Annotated in this window: 7 protein-coding genes; 4 read left to right on the top strand and 3 right to left on the bottom strand. The window is 68.7% G+C overall.

The window, feature by feature from the left end; translation table 11 throughout:
- Positions 1-734, top strand: a 734-nt coding sequence (gene metK / locus VD972_RS29975; protein WP_324992190.1) for a methionine adenosyltransferase, incomplete at its 5' end; no start/stop codon positions are given.
- A 97-nt stretch (positions 735-831) separates the two neighbouring features.
- Positions 832-2,136, top strand: a complete 1,305-nt coding sequence (ahcY, locus tag VD972_RS29970; RefSeq protein WP_324992189.1) for an adenosylhomocysteinase — start codon at positions 832-834, stop codon at positions 2,134-2,136.
- A gap of 195 nt (positions 2,137-2,331) precedes the next feature.
- Here the strand turns inward: ahcY and VD972_RS29965 are convergent, their stop codons facing one another.
- Positions 2,332-2,802: a YchJ family protein gene (locus VD972_RS29965; RefSeq protein ID WP_324992188.1), complete on the bottom strand. Its 471-nt coding sequence runs from the start codon at positions 2,800-2,802 to the stop codon at positions 2,332-2,334.
- Positions 2,803-2,935: 133 nt separating this feature from the next.
- Here VD972_RS29965 and VD972_RS29960 point away from each other — a divergent pair, with 133 nt between their 5' ends.
- Together VD972_RS29960 and VD972_RS29955 are read left to right on the top strand one after the other, a co-directional pair.
- On the top strand, positions 2,936-3,829 hold the full coding sequence (locus VD972_RS29960; protein WP_324992187.1) for an undecaprenyl-diphosphate phosphatase: 894 nt from the start codon (positions 2,936-2,938) through the stop codon (positions 3,827-3,829).
- Position 3,830: 1 nt separating this feature from the next.
- The gene (locus tag VD972_RS29955) at positions 3,831-4,436 is read left to right on the top strand and encodes a CoA pyrophosphatase (RefSeq protein WP_324992186.1); all 606 of its coding nucleotides are present in this window, start codon (positions 3,831-3,833) and stop codon (positions 4,434-4,436) included.
- A gap of 15 nt (positions 4,437-4,451) precedes the next feature.
- On the opposite strand, the gene VD972_RS29950 is transcribed toward VD972_RS29955, so the two are convergent.
- Positions 4,452-5,876 (bottom strand): MBOAT family O-acyltransferase, encoded by a 1,425-nt coding sequence (locus VD972_RS29950; RefSeq protein ID WP_324992185.1) that lies wholly within the window; start codon positions 5,874-5,876, stop codon positions 4,452-4,454.
- A 1-nt stretch (position 5,877) separates the two neighbouring features.
- Positions 5,878-8,832 (bottom strand): GDSL-type esterase/lipase family protein, encoded by a 2,955-nt coding sequence (locus VD972_RS29945; RefSeq protein WP_324992184.1) that lies wholly within the window; start codon positions 8,830-8,832, stop codon positions 5,878-5,880.
- Positions 8,833-8,949 lie beyond the last annotated feature (117 nt).

Genomic DNA, 8,949 nt, shown 5'->3' with positions numbered 1-8,949 from the left:
CTTGGCTCCGCCCGGACGGCAAGAGCCAGGTCACGATCAGCTACGAGAACGAGCGCCCGACCGCCGTGCACACCGTCGTCGTCTCGACGCAGCACGACGAGTCGGTCCTCGACCGCAAGCGCGACGTGATCACCGAGAAGGCCAAGCGCGAGATCATCGAGCAGGTCATCCGCCCGTGCATCCCCAAGAAGCTCTGGAACGACGACATCGTCTTCCACATCAACCCGACCGGCAAGTTCGTCGTCGGCGGCCCGCACGGCGACACCGGCCTGACCGGCCGTAAGATCATCGTCGACAGCTACGGCGGGCGCGGCGAGCACGGTGGTGGGGCGCTCAGCGGCAAGGATCCCGCGAAGGTCGACCGCAGCGCCTGCTACATGGGCCGCTACATCGCCAAGAACGTGGTGGCCGCAGGGCTGGCGCGTCGCTGCGAGGTGCAGGTCTCCTACGCCATCGGCGTCGCGGACCCGGTGAGCGTGATGGTGGAGACGTTTGGCACGGCTACCGCGCCCGAGGCGAAGATCGCCGAGGCGGTGCGCCGGACGTTCGGTCTGCGCCCCCGCGAGATCATCGAGTACCTGGATCTGCTGCGGCCCATCTACCAGAAGACTGCGGCGTACGGGCACTTCGGCCGCTCCGAGAAGGAGTTCACCTGGGAGCGGACCGACAAGAAGGACCTGCTGCGCGAGGCCCTGGGTGGCAGCTCTCGCCTGAAGGCCGTGGGCAGCCCGTAAGCGGCTGGACGATCAAAGTTCCGGTGACTTGAACCCGCGCGCGTGGCCCAATAGGGGTCACGCGCGTTTCTTTTTTCCACCCGAGAGGGATACCGCCATGGCCAGGTCCGCCGGCCTCAAGAGGCCGAAGAACAGCTTTGCCCCTGTGCACTGTGACATCAAGGACCCGTCGCTCGCGGACAAGGGACGCGGCCGCATCGAGTGGGCTGGGCGCACGATGCCAGTGCTGCACCAGATCCAGGAGCGCTTCGAGAAGCAGAAGCCACTCAAGGGGCTGCGGGTGACGGCGTGTCTGCACGTCACGGCGGAGACGGCCAACCTGATGGTGGCGCTGAAGGCGGGCGGGGCGGAGGTGTCGCTGTGTGCCTCCAACCCACTGTCCACGCAGGACGACGTGGCCGCAGCTCTGGTGGAGGACTACGGGATGCAGGTCTTCGCCATCAAGGGCGAGGACAACGCGACGTACTACCGCCACATCGACATGGCGCTGGAGGGTGGGCCGCACATCACCATGGATGACGGCGCGGATGTGGTGGGAGTGCTGCACACCCGGCGCAAGGACCTGCTGAAGAACGTGCTGGGCGGCACGGAGGAGACGACGACGGGGGTGATTCGCCTGCGCGCGATGGCTCGGGCCAAGGTGCTGGGCTACCCCATCGTCGGGGTGAACGAGGCGAAGACGAAGCACATGTTCGACAACCGGTACGGCACGGGCCAGTCGACGATCGACGGCATCATCCGGGCGACGAACCGGCTGCTGGCGGGCAGCGTGTTCGTGGTGGCGGGCTACGGCTGGTGTGGCCGCGGCCTGGCGATGCGTGCCCGGGGGATGGGGGCCGATGTCGTCGTGACGGAGATCAACCCCACCACGGCGCTCGAGGCGGTGATGGACGGCTTCCGCGTCATGCCAATGAGCGAGGCGGCGAAGATCGGCGACTTCTTCTGCACGGTGACGGGCAACATCGACGTCATCCGCGCCGAGCACTTCCAGGTGATGAAGAACGGGGCCATCGTCTGCAACTCGGGCCACTTCAACGTGGAACTGGATCTGAAGGCGCTCGGGAAGCTGGCGAAGAGCCGCAAGGTCATCCGCGAGTTCGTTGAGGAGTACACGCTCCAGGGCGGCAAGAAGGTGGTGGTGCTGGGCGAGGGCCGGCTCATCAACCTGGCCTCCGCCGAGGGCCACCCCTCGAGCGTGATGGACATGTCCTTCGCCAACCAGGCGCTGTGCAGCGAGTGGATGGTGAAGAACCACGACTCGCTGGAGCGGAAGGTCTACGGGGTGCCGGAGCACATCGATCACGAGATCGCCCGGCTCAAGCTCAGGAGCCTGGGTGTGAAGATCGATGCGCTGACGCGAGCGCAGGGGAAGTACCTGGCCTCCTGGGACGAGGGCACCTGAGTCGCGGAGGGTGTTCCGAAGAGAAAGGTTGCTGCCCGAGTGGAGAAGCCACTGGTTTGGGTGACCTTTTCAAGGTCTGGAGCGGGTTCGAACCGCGTCGCTTATGAGGCGATTACCAGGAGCGTGTAGGGCCTCACCGGCCGGGCAGCTGAGGAGAGGGACGAAATGGCCCGAAAAATCCTGACGCTGCTCCCGTCACTTCGGGAAGGTTGCCAGCGTGAGCGTCTCCGGTGGGGCTGGCAGCTCGCCTGGTAGCTTCAGCGCCCCGGAGACGTAGCGCCAACCTGTCCCGTCGTGGCGGAAGTCCGAGCACTCCACGAAGGAGCGGTCCTTCCCCTTCTCGAACACCTTGGCGAAGAAGAGCACCTGTGCCACGCCCCGCTCGTCGGGCGGCCGCCGATCCATCACCACCAGGCCCGGGAACTGGTGGCTCTGTGCATAGGCGCGCAGCCCACGCACCACCTCGGCCTCCGGCCGGGCGCGATCCGGGTGATCCGGGTGCAGGGACTTCCAGAGCCAGGCGGCCTCTCGGAGCGCGAAGGCGCTGTAGCGCGAGCGCATGAGGGCCTCCGCGTCAGCAGGCTCGGCCTCGCCGCGGTGGTAGGGCGCGCAGCACAGGCGGTAGCGGAGGCCAGAGGAACAAGGACAGAGCAGGGCAGGGGGCATGACCGGTGGTCCAGGAGCCTACCCGCATGCCGGGCGTGCCCACCTCCCGACGTATCCACGAGTGGACAGCTTGCCGGGTGGCCATGGCCCTTGCGGGCAAGGGGTGGAAGGCTTACATCCGGTCTCCCACCTTATGAGTCTCATCGAAGCCATCGTCCTCGGGCTGGTCCAGGGCCTCACCGAGTTCCTTCCCATCAGCTCCACCGCGCACCTGCGCATTGTCCCGGAGCTGTTCGGCTGGAAGGACCCGGGGGCGGCCTACTCCGCCGTCATCCAGCTCGGCACCGTGGCCGCCGTGCTCATCTACTTCCGCAGCGACCTGGTGAAGCTCACCGCCGCCTTCTTCCAGGGGCTGCTGCGCCGTGAGCCGTTCGCCACGCTCGAGTCGCGTCTGGCGTGGTTCGTGCTCGTGGGCACCCTCCCCATCGGTGTGTGCGGCCTGGCCTTCAAGAAGTACATCGAGAGCTCATTGCGCTCGCTCTACATCATCTCCGCCAGCCTCATCATCCTGGCGATCATCCTCTTCATCGTGGAGCGGATGGCCTCGCACCAGCGGACCCTGGCGGACATGCGCTGGCGGGATGGGCTGATCATCGGCGCGTGGCAGGCGGTGGCGCTCATCCCGGGCTCGTCGCGCTCGGGCACCACGCTCACCGGGGCGCTGTCGCTCGGGCTGCGGCGTGAGGATGCGGCGCGCTACTCCTTCCTGCTCTCCATCCCCGCCACCACGCTGGCCGGTGTCTTCGAGCTCAAGCATCTGCTGGAGGCGGACTCGCGGCCCTCCACCCTGGCCTTGGTGACCGGGACGCTGGTCGCCTTCGGCTCGGGCTGGGCGGCGATCGCGTGGCTGCTGCGCTACCTGCGCACGCGCTCGACCATGGTCTTCGTGGTGTACCGCGTGGTGCTCGGGCTGGGGCTGATCGGCCTGCTGCAGGCGGGCTTGCTCAAGCCGCTGTCGGGCGTGGAGAACCTTGCGGATCAGGAGCACCCGACGAAGCCTCCCGTGGAGAAGCAGGTGACGGACTGACGTGGACTCGCTCTTCGACAAGCTGGAGGCCCGGCTGGCCTCCCACCCGCCCCGGCCCATCAACCTGCCGGGGCTGGTGCTGCGCGAGTCCGCCGTGCTCGTCCCCTTGTTCGAGCGCGAGGGTGTGCCGCACGTCCTCTTCACCCAGCGGCCGGCCCACCTGCGCAACCACGCCAACCAGTTCTCGTTCCCCGGAGGCGGCAGGGACTTGGAGGATCCCACGCCTCTCCACACCGCGCTCCGGGAGACCGAGGAGGAGCTGGGCGTCGAGCGCTCGCGGGTGCGCGTGCTCGGCATGCTGGACGAGATCCCCACCATCACGGCGTTCCGCATCCAGCCCTTCGTGGGAATCATTCCAGGAGATGGGCAGTACCGCCCGAGCGCCGAGGAGGTGGCGTTCATCCTCGAGGTGCCGCTGGCGGGTCTGATGGATCCGTCCATCCGCCGCACCGAGAAGCGCACGGTGCAAGGCGTGGAGTACGACGTCTACTTCTACACCTACAACTCCCACGTCATCTGGGGCGCTACGGCGCGAATCCTCTACGATCTGCTGGAGCACATCGCGCAGCTCTCCTCGGGTGCTCCGTCCGCGCGCGGGACGGGCTGAGGACGCTCTAGCGCCTCAGAACTGGAGGTAGACGTACGGCCGCGCCTCCACGGACGCCAGGTGGCGGATGCCCAGGCCGATCGCCACAAGCACCACCGCGCGCGCTGGCGCGGGCAGGCGCACGAAGAGCTCCCCCACGCTGTCGTAGAGCTTCATGGGCAGCGCGTGGCTCACCACCGCCACCGCCAACATGATCCACACCAGCGTGCTCACGTTGGCCAGCCCTGGCATGAGCAAGAGCATGCGTGCGTAGAACTCGCCCGCGTGAGTCATGTCCGGGGCCCGGAAGACGACGCGCGTGAGCACCACCACCGTGAAGGTGAGCAGCATCCCCACGCCGACCCGCACCCACCCCATCGATTCTGCCTCCGGCCGGCCGCCGCGGATCCACCACCACGAGCGTGTGAGGCACAGCCCCACGCCATGCACGGCGCCCCACACCGCGAAGCGCCAGTCCGCCCCGTGCCACAGGCCGCCCAGCACCATCACCGTCATCAGGTTGAACAGCACCCGCGGCTTCGAGGCCCGGTTGCCGCCCAGCGGGATGTAGAGGTAGTCCCGCAGCCAGCTCGACAGGCTCATGTGCCAGCGGTTCCAGAACTCGAAGAGGTTCTTCGCCAGGTACGGCCGCTGGAAGTTCTCCGGGAACTCGAAGCCGAACAGCGCCGCCGCGCCAATGGCAATGTCCGAGTACCCCGAGAAGTCGAAGTACAGCTCGAAGGTGTAGGCCACCGCCGCCATCAGGCACTCGGCGGACGTGTACGCGGCCGGATCCGCGAAGACCGGGTCCACCAGCCCGCTCCCCAGCACGTCCGCGATGACCATCTTCTTCACCAGGCCCACCGCGATGCGGTACATCGCGCGGCCGCCCGCCTCCGGCGTCAGCGTGGGCACCTCGTGGAAGCGCTCCAGCAGCGCCGAGGCGCGGACGATCGGCCCCGAGATGACTCGCGGGAAGAAGAGCAGGTAGAGCAGGTGCTCGAAGTAGCTGTGCTCCGCGCTCGCCTTCCCGCGGTACACGTCCACCACGTAGCTGATGGCCTGGAAGCAGAGGAACGACAGCCCGATGGGCAACAGCAGCCCGAAGGGCTCCTCGCGCACCACCACCCCCAGCGGCGCCAGCAGCGTCCGCGCCGTCTCGCGGAACAGCTCCGCGTACTTGAAGCTGGCCAGCAGGCCCACGTTCGAGAGCACCGAGGCCGTCACCAGCAGCTTGCGCAACCCCTGGGACTTCGCCCGCGCCAGCCCCTTGACGACCAGGTGGTCCACCGCCGCGCCCCAGAAGAAGACCAGGACCGGCAGCGGCGTCCACACCGCATAGAAGAAGAGGCTCGCGACGAGCAGCACACTCAGCCGCGCGATGCGGTGGCGGTGCACCGCCCAGTACAGCGCGAAGATGAGGGCCAGGAAGACCAGATAGGGGATGCTGGTGGACGGCATGTCAGCCTCCCTCCGCCTTCCGCGCAGCGGGCGCTGGTGTGGTGTTGCGAGCCGGACCCTGGGCCTCGTCGCGGGCAGGCTCCTGCAGTGAGGCCCGGGCCTGGGGCAGCGGCGCCGTCTCGGGCTCGGGCGCCTGGAGCGGGGCCTGCCCCTGCGTCGGACCGGGGGATTGAGTCGCGGGAGGCGCCTCGGGGGCTGCCTGCTTCGGCGTGGGCGCCTGGGTGGGGACCTGGCCCGGATCCGGCGCCTGCACCTGCTCCGGTGGTGCTGCCTTGTAGGCCTCGTAGGCCGCGAGCAGATCCTTCACGAAGGATGCGGCCAGCTTCTCGTAGCCGAGCTGCGTCAGGTGCGTGCCGTCCGCGTGGCTCAGCGCTGGCTCGGCGCGCTGCCAGCGCAGCATGGAGCGCTCACCGCCCATGGCCGCCCGGGCGGACCAGTAGGCACAGCCTGCCTCCCGGGCCACCGCCGGGAGCGTGGTGAGCACCCGCCCCAGCGCGCTCGTCTCCGTCCAGCGGCCGTTCGCGTCCTGCATCAGGCGATCGGTGGGGCCCATGAGCAGGCACTCCGCGCCCGTGGAGGCCCGGAGCCGGGAGACCAGGGCAACGTACTCCTGGCGCAGCGTCTCGGGGTCGAGATCGGGCACGCCCGCCTCGTTGGTGCCGTACCAGAACACGAGCAGCTGCGGCCTGCGCGCCGCGAGCTGTGCGTCCAGTGACGCCGGCTCATAGCGGCTCAGCGTGAAGGCCGTGCTGCCAGGCAGGCCCGCCGAGTCAAAGGTGATGCCCGGCTGCTCGAAGTCCAGCGACGCGCCCAGCACCGTGATGGGACCGTCTCCCGTGTTGGTCACCTCGAGCGAGTGCGCGGGACCCGTGACGGGGAAGGCGCGCATGCGCACCGTGGGCGCGGTGGCTGGCGGTGGCTCCTCGGCGGGCACGGGCACTCCGTCCACCTTCACGTCGAGCTTCCCGGCCCCGGGCGCGTCCAGCCAGTACAGCGTCAACCGAGCCTCGGGCGATCTCGCGGGCGAACAGCCCTCGCAGAACTGGATGCGCAGCGAGGCCCCCGGCGCTCCCACCGCGCGGATGCCCGTGAGACCCCACGCCTCGCCCGCCTGGGACTCTGGCTGCAGCGCGTCCAGCACCTGCCACTCGCCGGTCAGCTCCCGCGACACGCGCGCGGCTGCCAGGCGCTGAGAGGGCTTGCCTGCGGCGATGAAGCCACGCCCGCCGTCTCCGAACTTCTTGGAGAGCACGCCCCGGACCGCGTCCGTGAAGAAGTGGGCCGAGGTGTGAGAGGCGCCCAGCTGAACGAGGCCCAGCCGCTCCGTCCCCTTCTTCTCCTCCAGCGCTCGCAGCCGCGCGAAGGTGCCCTTCAGCGCCGTGCCTCCCTCGACCAACCCCGAGGGATCATCCACCATGAGCAGCGGCTGGTGGGTCTTGGCATAAGCACGCTGGAGCGCGAAGTCGAAGAGGTGGCCCAGCAGGTCCGAGCCCCTGGCCCGTGGATGCACCAGATCCTCGTTGAACAGCTTCGCGGAGAGCCACTCGATCGAAGAGCCCTCGCCTCCCATGGCCGAGAGTGCATCCCAGAAGGCGCAGCCGCCCTCGCTCGCCACCTCGCGGAAGATGTCTCCCACCTCCTTGGAGCCTCGGCGCGGCACCAGCTCTCCACCCATCGTCCGCACCGCTGCGTCGATCGGCGCCATGATGAGGCAGGCCGCGTCCGGCACCGAGTCGCGCACCTGCTTCACCAGCTCCGTCGCCTGGGTGCGGATCTCCTGTGGGGTGATGCGGTTGCGAGAGATGTAGAAAGCCTCGTTACCGCCCACCATCAGCACCACCAGCGCAGGCTTGCGGTGGCGGAGCTGGGAGCGGAAGGCGCCCTTCTGCGCTCGGAGGAAGACCTCCGCCGTCGCGCCTGGCAGCCCGATCGTGTCGTAGACCACGCCCGGCTTCCCGTTCTCCAGCGAGACGCCATGCAGCTCCACCTTCCCGAAGGTCTGCAGCGAGAGCGTCTTCGTGTCCTCGGGGAGCGAGAAGCGTGAGAAGGCCACCCCCGGCAGCTCGAAGCGGGTGAGCAGACGCTGCATCGGCTTGCCGTCCGCGCTGAACTGCACCGTCCCCCCGTCCGGCTTCGTCTGGAAGAACAGCTCCGCGACGCGCGCGCCCTCCGCGGGGAAGCGCACGCTCGGTGAACCCGTGCCGCCGGACGCGAAGGCTACGCCCGTGTAGCCCAGCCGATCCTTGGGGTAGTTGCGATCGATGAGCCGAGTGACTTGCCAGCCCTCGCTCGCCGTTCCCGTCCGCACCGAGCGCCCCGAGCCCGTGGGCCGGTCGATGAAGAGGAAGCCCTTGCCGCCCGAGCCGTGGCGCTCCTGGAGCCGCGCTCGGATCATGTCGGTGATGTGGTCCGAGGCGATCAGCGAGTCTCCCAGGTGCACCACCCGCACCGGGTGTCTCCGCCGGTCCTCGCGCAGCTCGTTCAAGGCCGAGAAGAAGGGAGCCAGCCCGCTCTCCTCGCACCCCGTCGTGCCCAGGCGGCGGCAGCCCAGCTCGATGTCCACGTGCTGCGCGCCCATCTTCTCGCGCAGGGCCTCCAGCGAGAGCGCTCGGGCCCGGGTGAGGGTGTTCAGCCCCTCCAGATCGGACGGGGGCGCCGTGGTGGCGGCGGGCGCCTCCTCCTCTACCGCAGGGGTCTCCTCCTCCGGGGGCAGCTCCTCCTCGGGGGCCTGGGTCGGTATGCCCGCCAGTGCGTCATCCGTGTTGCGCTCGGACGAGCCCTTTCCCGTCAAGGACTTGGGAAGCACCAGCTCCGCCAGCCGGGGCGCCAGCGGTCCTTCCTTGCTCAGGCTCGGGATAGGACGAAATGCCTCCGGCAGCGGCGCAAGGGAGAGTCCGAGCGCGAGCGCCGCCGCGAGGACGATCGTCCATCCGGTGGATTTGGCTTTGGGGTCCAAACTGCGGCCATGAGACTGGCTTTTTGGTGCCGGGTCAAAACTCTGATCACAGGTGTCTCGGCTGGGGGGGAGCCGGGCATACAGGCGGTGGAAGCCGCCTCCCTCCCGGCCGAGAGG

Source organism: Hyalangium sp., from assembly GCF_035629615.1.
Lineage (GTDB): Bacteria > Myxococcota > Myxococcia > Myxococcales > Myxococcaceae > Hyalangium.
The sequence above is the reverse complement of the archived record's forward strand: the minus strand, read 5'-3'. Positions and strand labels throughout refer to the sequence as shown.

What these genes read in the sequence shown, in the direction of transcription:
- ahcY (WP_324992189.1), top strand. Translation starts at nt 832, where the DNA reads ATGGCCAGGTCCGCCGGCCTCAAGAGGCCGAAGAACAGCTTTGCCCCT.
- VD972_RS29965 (WP_324992188.1), bottom strand. Translation starts at nt 2,802, where the DNA reads ATGCCCCCTGCCCTGCTCTGTCCTTGTTCCTCTGGCCTCCGCTACCGC.
- VD972_RS29960 (WP_324992187.1), top strand. Translation starts at nt 2,936, where the DNA reads ATGAGTCTCATCGAAGCCATCGTCCTCGGGCTGGTCCAGGGCCTCACC.
- VD972_RS29950 (WP_324992185.1), bottom strand. Translation starts at nt 5,876, where the DNA reads ATGCCGTCCACCAGCATCCCCTATCTGGTCTTCCTGGCCCTCATCTTC.